The organism is Ochrobactrum sp. WV_118_8, assembly GCF_039631535.1.
GTDB classification, from domain to species: Bacteria; Pseudomonadota; Alphaproteobacteria; order Rhizobiales; family Rhizobiaceae; genus Brucella; species Brucella anthropi.
Genome location: NZ_JBDIUZ010000001.1, coordinates 1,411,360 through 1,430,045, shown reverse-complemented (window position 1 = coordinate 1,430,045; position 18,686 = coordinate 1,411,360). Strand labels below are relative to the sequence as shown.

The window sequence follows — 18,686 nt, the reverse complement described above, 5'->3', positions numbered from 1 at the left end:
TTGTTTTGTCGCATTGTCCGACGCAAAACCGCTTCGCACTTTTGCTGGAAATGCTCTAATCCTGTACGGAATCCGGTCAAACTGCCGATAGATGCCGCTTCGTTTGGCCCCCGATTAAGCTAAATCGGGTGTGTGGTCAAACAATCGTCGGTGTTCTCGCACGGCATAATTGTCAGTCATCCCGGCAAGATAGTCAGCGACCCGCCGCGCCCGCGCCGCCTCATCCAGCGTCTCGCAGCCCGATTGCCACTCTGACGGCATGATCGACGGATTGGCGAAACAGGTATCAAAAAGGTCCTGCAATATCTTGTCGGCGGCATGTCTGCGCACCACGACGCTGTCGTGGAAATAGAGGTTCTTGAACAGAAATCGCTTCAGCACTTTTTCGTCGGTGCGCATGGTATCGGAAAACGCCACCAGTGCATGCGACTGGCCGTGCACATCTTCCACGCTCTGCGGCTTTGCCGCTGCCAGACGGCGCTGGGCCTCTTCGATCACATCTTCCACCATGATGGTGATCTGCCTGCGAACCAGTTCATGTCCGGTTCGCACGGGATCGAGGTCGGGATAACGCGTCCGCACGAGATCGAGCAGGCGTTTCGTCAACGGCACTTCGTCAAGCGCATCAAGGCTCAAAAGCCCTGCCCGCAAGCCGTCATCGATGTCATGAGCGTTATAGGCAATATCGTCGGCAATGGCCGCGCATTGCGCTTCGAGACTGGCGAACCGCGTGAGCTCCAGATCATAGCGTTCATTGAAGTCGAGGATCGGCAACGGAACAGCGGCATCCGGATGTGCTGCATGAGCGCCCAACAGCGGCCCGTTGTGCTTGACCAGCCCTTCCAGCGTTTCCCACGAGAGATTAAGCCCGTCGAAATCGGCATATCGATGTTCGAGCTTGGTCACGATCCGGAGCGACTGTGCATTATGGTCGAACCCGCCGAACGCCTTCATGCGATCGTTGAGCGCTTCCTCGCCCGTATGGCCAAAGGGTGTGTGGCCAAAATCGTGGACAAGCGCTACCGCCTCGGCCAGATCTTCATCGAGCCGCAATGCGCGCGCCAACGCACGCGCAATCTGGGCGACCTCTATCGTATGCGTAAGCCGCGTGCGGTAATGATCGCCTTCATGAGCGATGAAAACCTGCGTTTTATGTTTCAGACGACGAAATGCTGTGGAATGGATGATACGGTCGCGATCGCGCTGGAATGGCGTGCGGGTCGGGCTTTCCGGCTCTGGCACCAGACGACCACGGCTCCGTGCAGGATCACAGGCATAGGGCGCGCGTTCGCGATAACCGAAGCCTATTCCTTCCAGCGACATTGCGATGCATCCTTCACTGTAATATGATTACACAAAACTGGTGCGAATATTGACTTCCGCAGTTCGCGTTCATAGCTATCAGCTAATCATGAAGGCAAGTATGCGGCTATCGGAAATCTGGAGAAATCACCCGGTTCGATATTCGCAATTGCAAACGGAACAAGGCAGATGACAGGCATTACCGTTTCAGATTCCGCAGCAAAGCGGATCGCCAAGATTCTCGGATCGGAACCGGGAAAGACTGCCCTTCGCGTTTCTGTCGAGGGCGGCGGGTGTTCCGGCTTCTCCTATAAATACGATCTGGTTGATGAGCAGACCGACGACGACATCGTCATCGAGAAGCTCGGCGCCAAGGTGCTGATCGATTCCATTTCGGTTCCCTATATGGATGGTTCAGAAATCGATTTCGTCGATGATCTGATGGGACAGTCGTTCCAGATTCGCAATCCGAACGCCACTTCGGCCTGCGGCTGCGGAACCAGCTTCGCCATCTGACGGGCGCGCGAATACGCGAATAGAAGATTTAAAACCGGCTGCCATGTGGCGGCCGGTTTTTTTCATGGCTGCCGGAAAACAACCGGCCTCAAACCTTTACCGAAGCGACCGTCGCTTCGATGTGATCCACCAGGGCATCCGGCAGGCCGAGACGACCAGCCAGCATATCCAGATATCCACGTTCAGCCCTGTTATCGGGGTCTATTGCAAGACGCGAAGCCGTATAAAGCTCGACCTTCTGCTCCTCAGTCTGCGCGGCTGAAACCAGAACATTGAGATCAACGGGATCGGCAAGCTCCTTCTCAAGGAAGGCTTCCGCCTCGTCATCAAGACCGGAAATCTTCACCTTCTCCATGATGCGGGCCCGCTCGGCATCATCAATATGACCGTCGGCTTTGGCGGCGGCAATCATCGCCTGCACGAGTGTCAGCGCAAAACTGTTGCTCATAGCGGGAGATTGCGGGTGAAACGGAGAATCGGCCGGGGGCGGAGGAAGAAGCTCGGGCTCCTTCGCGACCGGCTGTTCGGCCGTCTGCGGTGCCTGACCGGACTTGTAATTTTTGTAGGCAAGATATCCCAATCCGGCGATGGCAGCGATGCCGCCGACGGTCGCCACATTGCCTGCGAGCTTGCGCCCGGTCTTCGTGCCAAGAATGGCGGCGGCAATGGCTCCCGTTGCAAGCGGGTTCTTCTTTGCCAGGTCTGTCACCTGCCCGGCCTTGTCGCGGACACTTCCCGACGTACCGGGTACTTGTGATCCCAGAAACTGCTCGAGAAGTTTCTTGGCGTCGAACATTCGAATATCTCCTGTTTGGCTCCTGTCCAGAGCAAATAGGAATGCAAAACCGCCAATACAAATAGTCTTGAGCCGATTTTTCCCCGGATACCGAAATTGTGGCCGATGAAAAGCTGTGACGCGCGATTGCGCCCTGCTTGCCCTCACCTCCCCAAGCGCATAATCATAGCGATATGAAAATCGCGACCTGGAACATCAACGGCGTCAAAGCCCGTATCGAGAACCTCCAACACTGGCTGAAGGAGTCCTCGCCCGATATTGCCTGCCTGCAGGAAATCAAGTCGGTCGATGACCAGTTTCCGCGTCTGGAGATTGAAGCGCTTGGCTATCATGTGGAAACACACGGCCAGAAGGGCTTCAACGGTGTCGCACTTCTGTCCAAGAAATCACCGGATGAGGTCAATCGCGGTCTTCCCGGCGACGATGGCGATGAGCAGGCGCGCTTTATCGAAGGTGTCTACTCGACGGACAAGGGCGTTGTCCGCGTCGTTTCACTTTACCTGCCGAACGGCAATCCCGTGGATACGGAGAAATTTCCATACAAGCTTTCGTGGATGCAGCGGCTTGAGCTCTGGGCGAAAGATCGCCTTGCTCTTGAAGAACCTTTAGTGCTTGCCGGTGACTATAACGTCATTCCCGAGCCGGACGATGCCAAGAATCCCGAGCAGTGGGTGGGCGACGCGCTCTTCAAGCCACAATCGCGCCAGGCATTCCGCAGGCTTGAAAATCTGGGCTTTACCGATGCAATCCGTGCGTCAACCGACGATAGCGGGATTTACTCGTTCTGGGATTATCAGGCTGGTGCCTGGCAGAAGAACAACGGCATCCGTATCGACCATCTCATGTTGTCGCCGGAGGCGGCCAATCGTTTCATATCGAGTGATGTGGAAAAGCACGTCCGTGCGTGGGAAAAGCCATCCGACCATGTGCCGGTGACGATAACGCTTTCGGTCTGAGAACTGACGCTAAATCAAGACCATAGCGTTTCCAGTTAAATCAGAAGTCGCCTTTGGTGACGTAGTCACTGGAGAGTGCAATCGCATTACGACGGTCCGCTTCGCCGGCAATCGAGAATGCCTGCTCCTGCATATCGCGTATCCATGGGCAATCTTCGGTCGGGCAGCGTTCGAAAGCTGCGGTCATCATAGCGAGGCCACGAACGGTCTTGCCTGCCTGAAACAGCATGTTGCCGAGCATGGCTTGCGCACCGGCATTACCCTTCTTGGCGGCAAGCTGGAACCAACGTGCGGCCTGAATGGAATTGCGTTCTCCGCCGTCGCCGTCGAGCAGCATTTTGCCAAGCTCGAACTGGGCAGCGGAATCACCGAAATTCGAGGCGGCCTGCACATAGAGATTGCGTGCCATACCCGGATTGGCATTGACCGGCGAGCCCGGAATACCGCGCTTCACATAGCCTGCAAGCGCCACGAGAGCGTCAGCCACATAAGAGTCGTTTTCCGAACCCGGTTCAGAACCTTCGCGAACGATCTTTTCGAAAATCTTATAGGCTTCATAGTCATTTTCCGGCACGCCGTCGCCATCGGCATACATGCGGGCCAGTTTCCACTTCGCACCCTGATGGCCGCGATCCGCAGCATAACGCAGTGCCTTGATCGCTTCGTCCTTGTGACCATTCTTGTATGCGGAAAAGCCGAACTTGAAGAGTTCAAACGGGCTTCTCGACTTTTCGGAATCGTCATTAAGGTCGAAAGCAAAGGCGCTGTTACAGGCAATGGCCAAGCCGAGAGCCATAGCAAGGGCGCTATATGAAAAACTGCGGATACGCATCACAACGCTGGTCTTTCACATTCAGAGGAAACATTCATAGAGGACAGAATGCACGCTGTTTTCGTCAAGACTGAGACCCGATCTTGGCCGAAAAAAGCCTTACCATCATTGGAAAGAATAAAGGGTGCGCGAACAGGGGTGATCCTGTTCCTAATCCGTTTGCTGTGCAACAACGCGCCCTTCGTCATTCCTGCCTATCCTGCTGGAGCCTGACAGCTCTCAATACTTTGGTGGCTTCTGCCTTTCCATGATCGGTGACGCCAGTTTGTGGCGGGAAATGGGCAAAATGTGCCTGAGCTCTTTCTAACCTAAAGCAACGGTAAAGACTGTTGCTAATTGACAACAAACTGACTGTTGTTCCGGTCAACAATCTGCTCTTGTTGACGTCAGCGACAGGAGCTCGCAGTCTGCGCAAAATGAAGGATGCCGGGGAGTCGCGAAGCTATCTATGAGCAAATACCGTCGCCCTTACAGACGTCCCTATCGTCCGGCTCGCAAAAGCAACAGCATAAGCTTTCGCAGTATCTTATTGACTATATTACTATTTTCTTTTTTAGCCGTGCTTATCGCCTATCTGCCAATCCAATCGGCGCCTAAAGAGGCATTGAACGGGCCGGTCTATGTGATTGATGGCGATACTGTCGTTCTCAGCAAGAAACATATACGTCTCAAGGGTATCGACGCACCGGAGATGCAACAGCAGTGTGTTCGGGCAGGAACCCCTTACGATTGCGGCAAGGAAGCCCGCAACATCTTGCGGGCCAGAATCGGTAAGTCCTCGATTCGGTGCGAGAAAGAGGGACGAGATCAGTATAATCGCGACCTGGCGCGCTGTTATCTTGGGGAAACCGACCTCAACCGCTGGATGGTTGAACAGGGCTGGGCCGTCTCCTACGGCGATTATCAGCGCGAGGAACGCGACGCCCGCCGCAACCGGCTTGGCATCTGGGCCGGTCAGTTTGAGCAACCGTCCTTATGGCGCAAGGACTATCGCGATCTTGAAATTGAACAGCCGTCCGGCCGCGAACCGTTGCTGGCTGTAATCGGAGATGGCTTTACCTATATTAGGGAACATATTCGAATTTTCATCGAAATGATCCTGCCCCGAAACTGATAGTATTCATGGAAAAACTGGACGAACTCAGTCACTCGATCCGGGCTTGCCGCATCTGTCGCGACACACCGCAGTTTCCGCCGCCCCTACCGCACGAGCCCAATCCCGTCTGCATCGTCTCGGATACAGCGAGAATTGCCATTTGCGGTCAGGCTCCCGGCATTCGCGTGCATAACACCTCCCTGCCGTTCAACGACCCGTCTGGCGATCGCCTGCGGCAATGGCTCGGCGTCTCACGTGAGGAGTTTTATGATCCGTCACGCTTTGCCATCGTCCCGATGGGCTTCTGCTTTCCCGGTTATGACAAGCATGGCGGTGATCTCCCGCCGCGCCGCGAATGCCGCCAGACCTGGCATGACCGTGTTTTCGCGGCAATGCCGCAGCTGGAATTCATTCTCGTCGTCGGACAATACGCTCTTGCCTATCACCTGCCCGACTATCGGGGCCGCAATCTGACTGAAACCGTCAGGAACTGGCGGTATTTCTTAGAGACACCCAATCCGGCGGGTCGAATCGCCCTGCCCTTGCCGCACCCATCCTGGCGCAACAGCGGATGGCTCAAAAGAAATCCATGGTTCGATGCTGAAGTTGTGCCTGTTCTTCAGGCAAAAGTGCGAGACCTCATCCAAGACGATAAATAATTTTTACTCCATTCGTTTTCATCAGAATATTTTTCCTGTAACTTCGGATCATTGCGAACCATAAGGTATGACGTTTCACCTATTCGCATAGTTCGGGAAACGATTTCTAAAACCGGGAACGGAAACGCATGGACAGGCTCGACAGGAAGATACTGCGCTTATTGCAGGAAGACGCGACACTTGCGGTGGCAGACGTTGCCAAGAAAGTTGGCCTTTCCACGACGCCATGCTGGCGCCGCATCCAGAAACTTGAAGAAGATGGCGTCATCAAGCGCCGTGTCGCCATTCTCGATCCGATCCGCGTCAATGCGCGGGTGACGGTGTTCGTATCGGTGCGCACAAGCTCCCACAGCCATGAATGGCTGAAGCGCTTTTCTGAAGTGGTTCAGGAATTCCCTGAAGTCATCGAATTCTACCGCATGAGCGGTGATGTGGATTATCTGCTTCGTGTAGCCGTGCCGGACATCGGCGCTTATGACGCTTTCTACAAGCGCCTCATCAGCAAGATCGAAATTCGCGACGTGTCTTCGTCCTTCGCCATGGAGCAGATCAAGTACACCACCGAATTGCCGCTCGACTACATGGTACTCGACAAAGACAACAACTGACGCTCTTAAATCTTTGATTTAAATGATAAGCCCGCCAAATGGCGGGCTTTTTTGACGATGCGGTGACCGTTATTTCGAACCGGATATTCCAGCCTGTTCGAACGTGGCCATGCCGCTGTGGCACAGCGCTGCCGCCTTGACGATACTGGCTGCGAGCGCCGCACCAGTTCCTTCACCAAGGCGCATTCCCATATCAAGAAGCGGCTGCTTGCCCATCTTCTCCAGAAGCTTGCGATGGCCCGGCTCGGCAGAAACATGGCCGAACAGGCAATGGTCGATGGCTTCCGGATTGGCGGCATAGAGAATAGCTGCGGCAGCGCTTGCCACAAAACCGTCGACGATGACCGGAATTTTCTCCATGCGCGCCGCCAGAATTGCACCGGCCATGGCTGCAATTTCACGACCGCCGAGACGGCTCAGCACTTCCAGCGGGTCCTGCAGGTGTGCCTGATGGAGGGCTACGGCCTGACGAACGGCGGCGAGCTTGCGCTGCAGCAGTTCACCCGTTGAGCCCGTGCCCGGCCCTACCCAGTCTTCCGCCGTACCACCGAAGAGCGCCAGCGCGATCGCTGCGGCAATCGTGGTATTACCGATACCCATTTCGCCGATGCATAGGAGATCGGTTCCACCGGCAATCGCTTCCATGCCGAAAGCCATGGTCGCGGCGCAGGTGCGCTCATCCATGGCCGGTTCTTCGGTAATGTCGCCGGTTGGATGCTCCAGCGCCAGATCGAAAACCTTCAGCCCCAGATCGTTGGCAATGCAGATCTGGTTGATGGCTGCGCCACCGGCGGCGAAATTCTCGACCATCTGTGCCGTGACACTTGGCGGAAATGGCGTGATGTTCTTGGCCGTAACCCCGTGATTGCCAGCAAACACCGCGACCAGCGGGCGATTGATCTGCGGTGTGCGCTTGCCAGTCCATGCGGCAAGCCATGCCACGATGTCTTCCATGCGTCCGAGCGAGCCGGCAGGCTTGGTCAGTGTAGCTTCACGCTCGCGAACGGCCCTTTCCGCCCCGAGATCAGGCCCCGGCAGATTTCGGATCAATTCTCGGAAATCGTCAAAAGGTAGGCCGCTGGCGCTCATAAGTTCAGTCCAATCAATGATGGGAGGTGTAAATTCGTTGGGCTCGTCCTATAAGCACTGACGCGAATTTTCAAATCACCTCTTTGAGTTGAAGCAACATTGAGGCGAATTATCGCGGAAATCCATTTCGGGAAACAAAGTGGAACAGTCACTTGCAGCGAAATAGTCTCATTGGCGACACGATCCGGAGTCTGGGCTTTCTAAGCCGCCTGCCGCTTCCACAGAGCTGGTTCGAGAACGGCGATGATTCGTTGCCGCGCAATGCCCGTGCCTTTCCGCTCGCGGGAGCGGTTCTGGGCCTGCTGGCAGGCGCTGTGCTTTTCATGGCCTATAAAGTGAACCTGCCACCCCTTGCCTGCGCGCTGCTCGCGATTGGTGCCCTGGCGGCTATGACCGGCGCGCTCCATGAAGACGGTCTGGGCGATACTGCTGACGGTTTCTTCGGTGCTTCTTCGCCTGATCGTCGGCTGGATATCATGAAAGATTCCCGCATCGGAACTTTCGCCGCGCTGACGCTGATTGTCTTCGTCGGTTTGAAAGCGGCTCTACTGATGGCGATCATCGACCGCGCAGGCGCGGGATACGCAGCACTTGCGCTGGTCGGATGCGAGGCGGCAAGCCGATCAGGCATGCTGGCATTCTGGCACGCCCTTCCTTCCGCGCGTCCCGGTGGACTGTCCGACAGTGTTGGCCAGCCACAATGGGAGACCGTTGTTTGCGGTTTCGGGATTGGGCTGGTCTTTCTTGTCTTCACGCTCATTCCAGTGGGTGGATTTCTCTCGCTCATCAATGCGCTTGTGCTGGCAACAGGTCTGCTTTTCGGCTTTGCCAGACTTTGTATCGCAAAAATCGGCGGACAGACGGGCGACACGCTAGGCGCGGCGCAGCAGATCGGTTCGGTTGCCGTCCTCGCCGGGCTTGTCATGGCCCTTTGATGCAACCACATTGCATTCATGGACACGACAACCATCGAATCCCCGTGCATATTGGTTTGCACGATAGATACGGAAACCGGCTTCTGCCTCGGCTGTGCCCGGACGCTGGATGAAATCGCACACTGGTCCAGCATGAGTGCAGAAGAGCGAATGGCCGTCTGGGCGCTTCTCGCCGACAGGCATGAGATTATTGTAGAAAAGAGAATTGGCTGATGGGGCGCTTTTTCTGGCTCATTATTGCGGCAGTCGCGATTGTTGTCCTGCTGCTGATGTCCAACAATGACAGTGGCTCAACGCTTGGCATGGACAATGACGTGTTTGCCCGCGCAGCCTATCTGGGCATTTGGGGCGTCGTGCTTGCCGCTGGCTTGCTCGGCTCCGGCATCAAGCTGACCGACTTTGCGCGCAACATGGCCATGTGGGCCGTGATTATCCTCGGTCTCGTCGCAGGCTACCAGTATCGTTATGAGCTGCAGGACGTCGCCAGCCGGGTCACGGCCGGGCTAATCCCCGGCAGTCCTATTTCGGGCCGCAATGCCGATGGTGCCCTGACTGTCACGCTTGCAAAGGCTGCAAACGGTCATTTCGAGGTCAACGGGCGCGTAAACGGCGAACGCGTTCACTTTCTGGTCGATACCGGCGCATCTTCGGTCGTCCTGTCACAGCAAGATGCAGAGCGCGCAGGCATAGACACCGCCTCGCTCAACTATTCCGTTCCGATCATGACGGCCAATGGCACGGCAAGTGCAGCAGTCATCAATATTGCTACATTGCAGATTGGCGATATCGAACGCCAGAATGTGCGCGCCATGGTGACAAAGGAAGGCCTGATGACCGGCAGCCTGCTCGGCATGAACTTCCTGCAAACCCTCGGCGGGTTCACTGTCCGCGGCGACCAGCTTATTCTGATTGATTAGAGTGCATCCCGAAAAGTGTGAAACGGTTTTCGGATAAGATGCGCGTCGAAACAAATACTGAGAGCGCCGATCTGATCCAATCAGATCGAAACGTATTCTAAGCAGCTTCTGCTGCCGCTTCAGTCACGACGGCATAGGCCTGACGCAGCACGTCGCTGTTTGCGCCCGGCCTGGTGGCGTCTGTCGAAAGGATTTGCCGCCAGCGCCGCGCGCCCGGCTGTCCGGTAAAAAGCCCGACCATATGGCGGCTCACATGCGAAAGCCTGCCGCCTGCCGCGATATGGCGATCAGTGTAAGCGCACATGTCATCGATGATATCAGCGATCGAGGTATCTGCCTGATCGCCGCCATAAAGACGCGCATCCACCTCCGCCAGAATCTCGGGGTTATGGTAAGCGGCGCGACCGAGCATCACCGCATCGACCGTCTGCAAGTGCTGCTCTGCTTCGTCCAGTGTATTGATCCCGCCGTTTATGCCGACGAAAACATCACCAAGCCGCGCCTTGAGGCGATAGACGCGATCATAGTCAAGTGGTGGAATCTCGCGGTTCTCCTTGGGCGATAATCCTTTCAGCCAGGCCTTGCGGGCATGGACCCAAAGCGCATCAGCGCCCGCGTCAAGCGTCAGATCGGTCAAAGTGTCGAGCGCAACTTCCACATCCTGATCATCAACGCCAATACGGCATTTGACCGTAACGGGCACGGAAACGGCCTCTTTCATGGCTGAAACGCAACGCGCCACCACATCCGGGGTTTGCATGAGACAAGCGCCAAATGTACCTGACTGCACACGATCCGACGGGCAACCGACATTGAGATTGATTTCATCATAGCCGTAATCGGCGCCGATCTTCGCAGCCTCTTTCAGCTTCACCGGATCGGAACCGCCCAGCTGCAGTGCCACAGGATGTTCGGCGGCATCGAAACCCAACAATCGGTCACGCGGGCCGTGAATGATAGCATCCGCCACGACCATTTCAGTGTAGAGCAATGTGTGCCTGGAAAAGAGCCTGTGAAAGTAGCGGCAATGTCTGTCCGACCAGTCAATCATGGGCGCAACAGCAAAGCGCACGTCCGGATAGTTGCGTTTTTTTGATATCATTTCAGTCATTTATACAACAATCCTGAGAATGCGATTCAGTCGCAGTCGACGCTTTCGGCATTTATTTGAATTCGGAAAGGTGCCAAAAGCCACAATTGATCGAAATGATCAAGTTTCACCAATATTGCAGTCGCTCCTCAATATAGTGAGCCGAAGCGAATTTTCATACCCGATGTGGGGACTCTGGCTGCTCCAAAGACTGTCTTCTCACCCAATAAACATTATGATCAATCACAGAAGCATTCTCCCGATTCTCATCTGCGTAGTTAAAGGACATTCAGCGTGACCTCCTTTTCCCCTTTCGGCAAATCATTCGATGCGTTTCTTTTCGATATGGACGGCACGATATTGAGTTCCATCGAAGCGACCGAACGTGTGTGGAGCGAATGGGCGATACGCCATGGCATCGATCCGGTCACTTTCCTGCCGACGATCCACGGTGTTCGGGCCGTCGAAACCGTCCGTCGCCTCGCTCTGCCGGGCGTGGACCCGATCCGCGAGGCGGAGATATTGTTTCAGGCCGAAATGGCAGATCTGGACGGTATCGCACCTATCGACGGCGCGTATGACTTTCTCAGTTCATTGCCGCAAGACCGTTGGGCAATCGTCACCTCGGCGCCACTTGAACTTGCAACCCGCCGCGTCGCCGCAGCAGGATTGCCGATGCCGAAGACCATCGTTTCCGCCGAAGATGTAGAGCGTGGCAAGCCAAGCCCCGAATGTTTCCAGCTTGGCGCGAAACGACTTGGTTTCGATCCGCACAATTGCCTTGTGTTCGAGGATGCGCCAGCCGGTATCGTTGCCGGAGAAACTGCCGGTGCGAGCGTTGTCGTGGTCACCGCAACACATCCGCACTCCCCAAAGACATCCCATCTGAGCATTGAAAGCTACCGCTCTCTGCAGCTCGATATTCTGGATGATGGCAGACTGGCGCTGGAACCGACCACGCTCATCTCGGTGGGTTAGAGCATAATCCGACCGGAGTGAAACGAGGATCGATAAGATTATGCTTGAAATAGAAATATTTAGAGCGTCGGTCTGATCCAATCAGATCGATGCTCTAAATAACCCGCCGTCCCTCTCGCCAAACGGTGCGGATGATCGGAACGTGATCGGCAATCTGCACACGAACCAGATCAGCCCGCTTGCCGGCAACAATCTCGCCGCGATCATCCAGCCCTACCGCTTTGGCAGGGTTGGCGGAAACCAGACGAATGGCTTGCGGAAGCGAGATATTCTCGACGACATCAGCGAGAAAAAACGCCGACTGCATCATGCTGGCCGGGATATAATCCGACGATATGATATCGAGATGCCCGGCTTCGACCAGCTCGCGCGCAGACACATTTCCCGAATGCGAACCGCCGCGCACGACATTCGGCGCCCCCATAAGCACCGACATTCCGGAATCTTTTGACGCTTTCGCAGCTGTATGTGTCGTGGGAAATTCCGCGACGCGTATTCCCTGTGCCTGTGCTTCCGCGACATGCTCTGTCGTCGCGTCATCGTGGCTCGCCAGAATAACCCCGCGCTGGTGGCACAATTCGGCAATCGCCTTGCGTGTCGGCGCGGAATATTGCTGGGACTGCCCGATACGCCGCTCGCAATAGAGCCGGAACTCTTCTTCCGAGAATTTCAGCTTGCGAATAAAATATGTCTTGTAGGTTTCGATATCCGTGAACTGCCGCTGCCCCGGCGCGTGATCCATCAGCGATACCAGCCTGACCAGCGCCTGATTGCCGAACTGTTCGAAGGCAGGAAGGCAGTCGGGTGCGGAAACCTCGCAACGCAAATGCAGGAAATGGTCGGCGCGCAGACGGCCCGCATCGCGGCCTTCGGCAATCGCCGACGAAAGCTTGCGCATATCGTCGATACCCGTTTCGGCGTCGTCATCGAAACCGATACGCAATGCGTCGAAAACGGTGGTGATCCCGGAGGCGGCAATCTGGGCATCATGCGCCTGTACGGCGGCAATCGGGTTCCAGCGCACCTTGGGGCGCGGAGCATAGTGTCCTTCGAGATGATCTGTGTGCAGTTCCACCAGTCCCGGCGTCAGGAAGTCGCCTTCCATATCTTCGCCAATACTGGAGGTGCCGGTAGAGATATCGGCGATCTTGCCGCCGACGAGCTTCAGAGAACCGAGAACGACATCGTCGGAGAGCACGATACGGGCGTTGCGCAGAACCGTTTCATTTCCCATTGCTTACGGCCTCCCAACCGCTCGTGAGGCCCGAGCAGACGCAACCTGGCCACCGGTCAGAGGATGCAGCGAATGAATCTCGAAAGGAGCCCCTTTCTCAGGTTCCACGAACAGAGCGAGATTCGCAACCTCTACGGCGTCATCCAGCAGCGGCGTGAAAAATTCGTCCAGCGTCCGCTCCACGCGAGCGCGGTCCTTCTCCTCCACCGGGCCGGTCAGGGTCATATGAAAGCGGAACTCGTCAAAAACATAGGGATAGCCCCAGCGTTCGATATTGTGGCGCTGCGTCTCGCTGAGACGCTCCGGCCGCCGCTTTGCAATTTCCGCCTCAGTGAGCGGTGCGCGAAACCGGTCGAAGGCAACGACAACATCATTGGCGAGCTGGTTCAGCTCAGCAACCGGCTCTTCCGGCACGAGCGCGAAGAACGGGCCAATTGCATGCAGCTTCAAACGGGGAATGACGACCGGTGACGCCGACGATGCGAAATGCATCAATGCGGAAAGCAGGTCATTTTCAGTATGTTCTTCATCCAGACGGAACGGCGCTTTCATGGTCGCATGAAAACCATAACGGCGCGGCTCTTCGGTCAGCTGGGCGATTTCAGCGGTCGCGAGCGAGCGAATCGCAGGCATCTTGACCGGTTCCCCGCTGAACGCATTGCGCCCGAGCCAGTTTGCGGCAACCTTCAAAAGCGCATCATTGGATGGCGGCGTGAAATAAATCGCATAACGCATGTCAAATCCTTGGCTGAGGTTCGCTACACGACGTCAGCGGAACTCCAAAATATCAGGTAATGCATCGTGCTTTTGAAAAGCTATCCCGATTTTGAGGGCGATGCAGTCGGGGGATGCTTACACAATGAATGTGGCAAGTCGATAAAGGCTGGATGACTACCGACAAACCAATTTTACATAACGGCAAATTAGTATAGGCGTTAGCCCCATTGGAAGTGAGGAGACTGACATGGGCGGATTTGCGTCTATCGGCGAATGCATGATCGAGCTTTCAGGCAATGAAGGCGATCAATGGCGCATGGGTTTTGCGGGTGATACGCTGAACACCGCCTGGTACATGCGGGCACTGATGGAGAAATCCTACCCTGTCGAATATGTGACCGCTTTCGGCGAAGACAGCTTCTCCCAGAAGCAGCGCGTATTCCTGACATCAAATGGAATCGGAATCGCCCATAGCCCCATTATTGACGGACTTCATCCCGGTCTTTACGCAATCACGCTCAACGGCGCCGAGCGTTCCTTCACCTATTGGCGGAGCGACGCCGCGGCACGGCGTCTCGCCAGCGACCGCGAAGCCCTGGAAAAAAGCCTGACCGGCCGCGACATCATCTATTTTTCGGGCATTTCAATCGCCATCATCCTGCCCGAGCATCGCGACACGTTTTTCGATGTCTTGCGGAAGTGCCGCACCGCCGGCTCACGAATCGCATTCGATCCGAATTTCCGCCACCAGCTCTGGCCTGACCGGAAAGTTGCGCAGGAGATCATCAGCGAAGCGATGCGCATTGCGGATATTGCCCTACCCACATTCCCCGATGAACAAGCGCTCTTTGGCGACAAGGATGCCGCCGCCTGTGCAGATCGCCTTGCCGCACTCGGCGTGAAAGAGATCGTCGTCAAGGACGGCACCGAACCGGCTCTGGTCGTCTCCGGCGATGAAAGTGTGTCGGTACCATCCGTTATGGCGCAAGCCGTGGACACCACCGGCGCTGGCGACAGCTTCAACGGTGCCTATCTTGCTGCGCGATTAAACGGGCTCGCTCCGGTGGATGCAGCCCGCAAGGCGCATCTGGTTGCAGCGCGTGTCGTTGAGATACGCGGCGCGCTCGCTCCGATGGAAACCGCACGCGCCGCTTTTGCTGATTGATTATTTTTCGCGTGAAAAGCTGAAATGGCTGGTCTGGGCGTAAATCTCACCCGGACGCAATATTGCCTGCGGGAAATACGGATATTCCAGCGATCCCGGCCATATCTGCGGCTCAAGACAGAAACCCGCGTGTTTTCCGTAAGGCTTGCCCATCAGGCCGATGCAATCATTGGCCATGGTGTTGCCTGCATAGAACTGAACGCCCGGTTCTGTCGTTGAGATATCGAGACGAATACCGGAACGAGCGCCCTTGACCGACGCGCATGGGCGCAATGGTCCCCGCGCTGCGGTCAGGCAGAAATTACTGTCATACTGGACCTGACTGCCATTCTCCTCAAAGCGAATCGGACGGAACTCCCGGAAATCGAAAGGCGTTCCTTTGACCGGCAGAACGCGTCCGTCCGGAATGAGAGCATCATCGACCGGCATATAGGCGTCGGCGTCGATCTTGAGCTGATGATCGAGAATATCGCCCTCGCCGCCATCATCGAGATTGAAGTAGCTGTGATGCAGCAGGTTGCAGACGGTCGGCTTGTCGGTCACCGCTTCCAGCCGCACGATTAGCGTCCCATCCCCGGTGAGCATATAGGTGCAGCTGACATTCAGGTTGCCGGGAAACCCCATCTCGCCATCGGTTGCCACTGTCGCAAGCGTCACGAAATCCGGACCGTTTCCGGTTATCTTCCAGACGCGATTGCCGAGCCCCTTGCTGCCGCCGTGCAGATTGTGGCGGCCCTGAAAATTCGGCTCTACCTCGTAAGTCGTTCCGTCCAGATCAAACCGGGCATTGCGGATGCGATTGGCCGAACGACCCGCAATCGCACCCAGATGCGGTGAATGGGCCGGATAATCGGCAAAGTCGCGATAGCCGATCACCAGCGGAGCCGCATGGCCCTCCATGCGCAGATCCTGAATGGCTGCGCCCCAATTGATGATCCTGGCCGTCAGCGGGCCATTGGAGATCGTGAGCCGGTGAACCGCCTGCCCGTCCGGTGCATATCCAAAGATTTCCGAATTCACTTTTGCCCGCCTGTCAATGATGCAGCGATGAGATGCTCATGAAGCCGCATCATCGTGCGGTACGCAAGACACATCGTGATCAAATAATGATTTTGAACCAATCTTGATTGAATGCATGAACAAGTAGTTTTCACACTATTTTCTTCTGAAGAACCAATGATATCCTGAGCTATAAATTACTGTTTTTTTTCGATAAATACTAAATTAGAGGCTTTTTCAATGAAGTCGAATTTCCAGAAAGTCATGCCTTATATTTTTAGTGAAGAAGGCGGATATGCAGACAATCCCGCTGATCCCGGCGGCGCAACCAATATGGGTATCACCATCGCAACCCTGTCCGCGTGGGACGGACATCAGGTATCGCCCGAAGATGTAAAGGAAATGACGCCAGCAACTGCCACGCAAATCTATCAGGCGCAATTCTGGAACAAGATCGACGGAGACAACCTGCCTTCGGGTCTCGACTACGCCCTGTTCGACTTTTCTGTCAATTCAGGTCCCGCACGCGCGGCAAGGATGCTGCAAGGTATTCTGGGCTTGCCCGAAGATGGTATAATTGGAGCCCAGACGGTTGCGGCCGCCAATATGCGATCTACCGACGAGGTCATCAATGCTTTGTGTGATGCACGCGCATCCTGGCTGGAAAGGTTGTCTACAGCCTCGACCTTCGGGAAAGGCTGGCTCGCCCGTGTCGAACGGGTGCGTTCTCGCGCTCTGGCGCTCGCTGCCAACGCGCCCATCATCCATGCCGCAGGACCGACGAATGATATCTCACCCAAGGCCCGTCAGGGCGATATGGCCGTCACATCTGTTTTGAAGCACCCGGAAGCTTTGGGGGCAATGGGGAGCGTGACATCAGGCCTCGTGGCAATTGCATCGGGGAATGGCCCGGTGCAATACGCACTGGCAATTGTGATGATCGCCTGTGCTGTGGTTGGTCTTTGGTATTTTGTGAGACGCGTCAGAAACGAACCCTAGCCCAGTTGTAATAACTCAGTTTTGAGAATATTTCCAAAATTAGAGTTTGTCTTTATGTTGCGCTTCGCATGTTACGCGCCTTATATGCGGTTTTGAAAGCTCGGTGACTATGAAAGTAATATGACTTTCCCTGTCACCGGAAAAACGCTAGACACGCGCAAACAGTCAGATGCGTGCCAACTGTGGCACCGCCATGAATAAAGGAATCGAAACTTGTCCTCTACTTTTGACAAAGTCGCCGACATCATCGCCGAAACCAGTGAAATCGACCGTGACACCATCACGCCAGATAGCCACACCATCGACGATCTGGGCATCGACAGCCTCGACTTCCTCGACATCGTCTTCGCCATCGACAAGGCTTTCGGCATTAAGATTCCGCTTGAGCAGTGGACCCAGGAAGTGAACGAAGGCAAGGTTCCGACCGAAGAATATTTCGTTCTCAAGAACCTCTGCGCAAAAATCGATGAGCTGGTTGCAGCCAAAAAAGGCTGATCCGGCACATAATATGGCGGTATTGAGGGGTGAACAGAAATGTTCGCCCTGATTCCGTTTCTGGTAGCGCGAATTTTTCGCGTGTCAGAGCAGTCTCAGCATCGACGGACAAACGGGACCCATGCAGAACAATAAAGTCGTCATCACAGGTATCGGCATCATCTCCTCGCTCGGGGAAGGGGTCGATGTGCATTGGAACGCTTTCTCGAAGGCTGGCACTGAGCCGCGCCTCGAAAAGGAAGCCTTTGCGCCTTACACTGTTCATCCATTGGGTGAAGTGGACTGGAGCCTGCAGATTCCAAAGCGTGGCGATCAGCGCCAGATGGAAACCTGGCAGCGCCTTGGCACCTATGCCGCAGGGCTTGCTCTGCAGGATGCTGGCATGAAGGACGACGAAGCGCTTTGCGCGACCATGGATATGGTCGTGGGTGCCGGTGGCGGCGAACGCGACATCACCGTCGATATGCAGATTCTGGATGAAGGCCGCACCCGCAACGATCGCGGCGTCATGCTGAACGAGAAACTCTCGACCGAACTGCGCCCGACCCTGTTTCTGGCGCAGCTTTCCAACCTGCTCGCAGGCAATATTTCGATCGTCCACAAGGTGACCGGTTCTTCGCGTACCTTCATGGGCGAAGAAGGTTCCGGCCTTTCGGCTATCGAAACCGCAGCGGCGCGCATTCGCACGGGTCAGAGCACCCATGCGCTGGTTGGCGGTTCCTACAATGCCGAACATTTCGACATGATTCTCGGTCACGAGCTTGGCGGACTGCTCAAGCATGATGGTTGGGCGCCGCTCTGGCAGCGTGACGGTTCGGCTGGCGGCGGCATGATTTCCGGTTCCGGCGGCGTGTTCCTTGTTCTGGAAAGCGCTGACCACGCAGCCAAGCGCGGCGCACGCGCCTATGCGGAAGTTGCCGGCATCGAAAGTGCACAGATCCGGCGCGACAATGCCGATCTTACGAACACCATCCGTGAACTCATCCTTGCAGCCAATGGCGGCAAGGACCCCTCCTATGTTGTTTCCGCTGCTTCCGGCGCCCATGAAGCGACCGGCGCGGAGAAAACCGCATTGGACGCTCTGTCAGCCACTTATCGCGGCATATCCGGCCTGACCGGTCATTTGCGCGAAGCGCAGTTCCCGCTGGCGCTGGCACTTGCGGCCATATCCGTCTGGAAAGGCGAGGCTTTTGCACCGCTGGATGCATCCGAAAAGGATGCCAGTGGCCCAATCAGCGAAGCAATTGTCACCGCAGTCGGAGCGACTCGTGCCGAAGGCGCAGCAAAGCTGGTGAGAGTATAA

At 55.9% G+C, this 18,686-nt stretch carries 21 protein-coding genes; 13 read left to right on the top strand and 8 right to left on the bottom strand.

Translation table 11 applies throughout. The annotated features are described in order from the left end of the window. Window positions 1–114: 114 nt before the first annotated feature. Window positions 115–1,323, bottom strand: a complete 1,209-nt coding sequence (locus ABDF71_RS06920) for a deoxyguanosinetriphosphate triphosphohydrolase (RefSeq protein WP_012092219.1) — start codon at window positions 1,321–1,323, stop codon at window positions 115–117. 168 nt (window positions 1,324–1,491) lie between these two features. Between ABDF71_RS06920 and erpA the strand changes: the two genes are divergently transcribed. Beyond that, the gene (erpA, locus tag ABDF71_RS06915) at window positions 1,492–1,818 is read left to right on the top strand and encodes an iron-sulfur cluster insertion protein ErpA (RefSeq protein ID WP_006471759.1); all 327 of its coding nucleotides are present in this window, start codon (window positions 1,492–1,494) and stop codon (window positions 1,816–1,818) included. A gap of 88 nt (window positions 1,819–1,906) precedes the next feature. Here the strand turns inward: erpA and ABDF71_RS06910 are convergent, their stop codons facing one another. Then, a complete protein-coding gene (locus ABDF71_RS06910; protein WP_010661235.1) occupies window positions 1,907–2,614 on the bottom strand; it encodes a tellurite resistance TerB family protein in 708 nt (235 codons plus the stop codon). Between the two features lie 173 nt (window positions 2,615–2,787). On the opposite strand from ABDF71_RS06910, the gene xth reads away from it, so the two are divergent. Beyond that, complete coding sequence (gene xth, locus ABDF71_RS06905; protein ID WP_010661234.1) at window positions 2,788–3,570, top strand: exodeoxyribonuclease III; 783 nt, start codon at window positions 2,788–2,790, stop codon at window positions 3,568–3,570. Window positions 3,571–3,610: 40 nt separating this feature from the next. On the opposite strand, the gene ABDF71_RS06900 is transcribed toward xth, so the two are convergent. Then, window positions 3,611–4,402: a tetratricopeptide repeat protein gene (locus tag ABDF71_RS06900; protein ID WP_010661233.1), complete on the bottom strand. Its 792-nt coding sequence runs from the start codon at window positions 4,400–4,402 to the stop codon at window positions 3,611–3,613. Between the two features lie 448 nt (window positions 4,403–4,850). Here ABDF71_RS06900 and ABDF71_RS06895 point away from each other — a divergent pair, with 448 nt between their 5' ends. The 3 genes from ABDF71_RS06895 to ABDF71_RS06885 all read left to right on the top strand — a co-directional run bounded on the left by ABDF71_RS06895 (window position 4,851) and on the right by ABDF71_RS06885 (window position 6,765). Then, entirely contained in the window at window positions 4,851–5,516 is a 666-nt protein-coding gene (locus tag ABDF71_RS06895; protein WP_500061418.1) for a thermonuclease family protein, read from the top strand. Further along, window positions 5,516–6,157: a uracil-DNA glycosylase family protein gene (locus ABDF71_RS06890; RefSeq protein WP_029376248.1), complete on the top strand. Its 642-nt coding sequence runs from the start codon at window positions 5,516–5,518 to the stop codon at window positions 6,155–6,157. Before ABDF71_RS06895 ends, ABDF71_RS06890 begins: the two co-directional genes overlap by 1 nt. A 128-nt stretch (window positions 6,158–6,285) precedes the next feature. Next, on the top strand, window positions 6,286–6,765 hold the full coding sequence (locus ABDF71_RS06885) for an Lrp/AsnC family transcriptional regulator (RefSeq protein WP_010661230.1): 480 nt from the start codon (window positions 6,286–6,288) through the stop codon (window positions 6,763–6,765). Window positions 6,766–6,834: 69 nt separating this feature from the next. On the opposite strand, the gene cobT is transcribed toward ABDF71_RS06885, so the two are convergent. Next, complete coding sequence (cobT, locus tag ABDF71_RS06880; protein WP_029924973.1) at window positions 6,835–7,854, bottom strand: nicotinate-nucleotide--dimethylbenzimidazole phosphoribosyltransferase; 1,020 nt, start codon at window positions 7,852–7,854, stop codon at window positions 6,835–6,837. 152 nt (window positions 7,855–8,006) lie between these two features. Between cobT and ABDF71_RS06875 the strand changes: the two genes are divergently transcribed. Genes ABDF71_RS06875 through ABDF71_RS06865 form a run of 3 tightly spaced genes read left to right on the top strand, consistent with a single transcriptional unit; the run spans window position 8,007 to window position 9,706 of the window. Then, window positions 8,007–8,789, top strand: coding sequence for an adenosylcobinamide-GDP ribazoletransferase (locus ABDF71_RS06875; protein ID WP_029924975.1), 783 nt, complete (start codon window positions 8,007–8,009; stop codon window positions 8,787–8,789). Between the two features lie 18 nt (window positions 8,790–8,807). Beyond that, complete coding sequence (locus ABDF71_RS06870; RefSeq protein ID WP_029924978.1) at window positions 8,808–9,002, top strand: DUF1289 domain-containing protein; 195 nt, start codon at window positions 8,808–8,810, stop codon at window positions 9,000–9,002. Further along, on the top strand, window positions 9,002–9,706 hold the full coding sequence (locus ABDF71_RS06865) for a TIGR02281 family clan AA aspartic protease (protein ID WP_010661227.1): 705 nt from the start codon (window positions 9,002–9,004) through the stop codon (window positions 9,704–9,706). The genes ABDF71_RS06870 and ABDF71_RS06865 overlap by 1 nt, the downstream gene beginning before the upstream one ends. A 97-nt stretch (window positions 9,707–9,803) precedes the next feature. Here ABDF71_RS06865 and dusA read toward each other — a convergent pair whose 3' ends face one another. After that, complete coding sequence (dusA, locus tag ABDF71_RS06860; RefSeq protein ID WP_029924980.1) at window positions 9,804–10,817, bottom strand: tRNA dihydrouridine(20/20a) synthase DusA; 1,014 nt, start codon at window positions 10,815–10,817, stop codon at window positions 9,804–9,806. Window positions 10,818–11,090: 273 nt separating this feature from the next. On the opposite strand from dusA, the gene ABDF71_RS06855 reads away from it, so the two are divergent. Then, window positions 11,091–11,774 carry an HAD family hydrolase gene (locus tag ABDF71_RS06855; protein ID WP_029924982.1) on the top strand — a complete coding sequence of 228 codons (684 nt, stop codon included), beginning with the start codon at window positions 11,091–11,093 and terminating at the stop codon, window positions 11,772–11,774. A gap of 94 nt (window positions 11,775–11,868) precedes the next feature. Here the strand turns inward: ABDF71_RS06855 and ABDF71_RS06850 are convergent, their stop codons facing one another. Then, the gene (locus tag ABDF71_RS06850) at window positions 11,869–13,008 is read right to left on the bottom strand and encodes an alpha-D-ribose 1-methylphosphonate 5-triphosphate diphosphatase (protein ID WP_029924984.1); all 1,140 of its coding nucleotides are present in this window, start codon (window positions 13,006–13,008) and stop codon (window positions 11,869–11,871) included. Window positions 13,009–13,011: 3 nt separating this feature from the next. Continuing rightward, a complete protein-coding gene (locus ABDF71_RS06845) occupies window positions 13,012–13,743 on the bottom strand; it encodes a DUF1045 domain-containing protein (protein ID WP_029924986.1) in 732 nt (243 codons plus the stop codon). A 229-nt stretch (window positions 13,744–13,972) separates the two neighbouring features. Here ABDF71_RS06845 and ABDF71_RS06840 point away from each other — a divergent pair, with 229 nt between their 5' ends. Beyond that, entirely contained in the window at window positions 13,973–14,890 is a 918-nt protein-coding gene (locus ABDF71_RS06840; protein ID WP_500061417.1) for a sugar kinase, read from the top strand. Here ABDF71_RS06840 and ABDF71_RS06835 read toward each other — a convergent pair whose 3' ends face one another. Then, on the bottom strand, window positions 14,891–15,910 hold the full coding sequence (locus ABDF71_RS06835) for an aldose epimerase family protein (protein ID WP_010661221.1): 1,020 nt from the start codon (window positions 15,908–15,910) through the stop codon (window positions 14,891–14,893). It lies immediately after the preceding gene. A gap of 219 nt (window positions 15,911–16,129) precedes the next feature. Here ABDF71_RS06835 and ABDF71_RS06830 point away from each other — a divergent pair, with 219 nt between their 5' ends. From ABDF71_RS06830 to ABDF71_RS06820, 3 genes are all read left to right on the top strand, one after another. Beyond that, a complete protein-coding gene (locus ABDF71_RS06830) occupies window positions 16,130–16,888 on the top strand; it encodes a glycoside hydrolase family 108 protein (RefSeq protein WP_029924989.1) in 759 nt (252 codons plus the stop codon). Window positions 16,889–17,101: 213 nt separating this feature from the next. Further along, window positions 17,102–17,383, top strand: a complete 282-nt coding sequence (locus ABDF71_RS06825) for an acyl carrier protein (protein ID WP_006466638.1) — start codon at window positions 17,102–17,104, stop codon at window positions 17,381–17,383. A gap of 121 nt (window positions 17,384–17,504) precedes the next feature. After that, the gene (locus ABDF71_RS06820; protein WP_433762006.1) at window positions 17,505–18,686 is read left to right on the top strand and encodes a beta-ketoacyl-ACP synthase; all 1,182 of its coding nucleotides are present in this window, start codon (window positions 17,505–17,507) and stop codon (window positions 18,684–18,686) included.